Genomic DNA, 959 nt, shown 5'->3' on the forward strand with positions numbered 1-959 from the left:
AGGGTCTTGGATTTTTGTCTGTTGGCTCTAACAAAAAAAATATTTGGGATAGCTGCAGGGAATCTGGTGGGACACGGTTCCTGTCTCTGCGTCCCTTCTCATCATATTCTGTGATTTCACATGAATGCTCATTTAGAAAGCAAGGTGTTGGCGGCATCGGCCTCTTAAAACTGGCTTTTTGAATATCGTATTGTGACAACAAGAACTACTCTCTTTTTAGGTTCAGCAACACGGTATACAACAGTAAAATTACCTATGAATAGCTGGCGGTATCCCTTATTGGCATAAGCGCCTATTTTTCTTAACGCTCCACGATGAGGAATACTTTCTAAGCTGAAAATAGCTTCTTCAAGCGTGTCAACCAATTTTGCAGCGATGCCAGGCTCTATCATCGTTTCAGCAATGTAAGTATATATACCATCCAAATCACGGTGTGCGCGAGGTAGTAATTTTACAGAATATTTATTTTCCAAAGTGCTTCCTCTTTAAGCTTGACAAAGCTTCCCTTGCATCTATAAGTTGATCATCGGAAGTATATTCTGCTTCGGCTTCTGCTATAGCTGCGTCAAGTTCACGATCCGCCAACATGGAATCAAAGGTTTCAATGCTCATAACAACTAAATCACCGTAACCGTTTTTTGTTATGAATATAGGTTCTTTCTTAGCATGAGCCAAATCAGAGATTTCGTTGGTATTTCTCAAATCAGTTATCGGTCTTATTTGGGGCATGATCGTTGCCTCCCTTCATGTACATTATTATAGCATTATTATATACATTTTACAAGAATCTGTTCCATGCCACCACTCTTCAAGTCCTTTCATACATCAAACAAATAGGCTCTCGGAATTTCTAGGGTAAGGGACATGGGGAAAGGTTTATTGTCCCATTTCTGTTTGTATATCCGATATCCTATTAGGCTCTTTCCTGTCCCTTTTTCATTAAGAGCCACAGGACAAAA

Annotated in this window: 2 protein-coding genes; both read right to left on the reverse strand. The window is 39.7% G+C overall.

Annotated features, from left to right (window positions below; translation table 11 throughout):
• Window positions 1-164: 164 nt before the first annotated feature.
• Window positions 165-473, reverse strand: a complete 309-nt coding sequence (locus UB32_RS16965; RefSeq protein WP_044395967.1) for a type II toxin-antitoxin system RelE/ParE family toxin — start codon at window positions 471-473, stop codon at window positions 165-167.
• The gene (locus UB32_RS16970; RefSeq protein WP_044395969.1) at window positions 463-729 is read right to left on the reverse strand and encodes a type II toxin-antitoxin system Phd/YefM family antitoxin; all 267 of its coding nucleotides are present in this window, start codon (window positions 727-729) and stop codon (window positions 463-465) included. Before UB32_RS16970 ends, UB32_RS16965 begins: the two co-directional genes overlap by 11 nt.
• Window positions 730-959: the final 230 nt, after the last annotated feature.

It is taken from the genome of Mesobacillus subterraneus, assembly GCF_000934845.1.
Taxonomy (GTDB): domain Bacteria; phylum Bacillota; class Bacilli; order Bacillales; family Cytobacillaceae; genus Mesobacillus; species Mesobacillus stamsii.

Coding starts and splice junctions, on each gene's coding strand:
- UB32_RS16970 (WP_044395969.1), bottom strand. CDS start 729: ATGCCCCAAATAAGACCGATAACTGATTTGAGAAATACCAACGAAATC.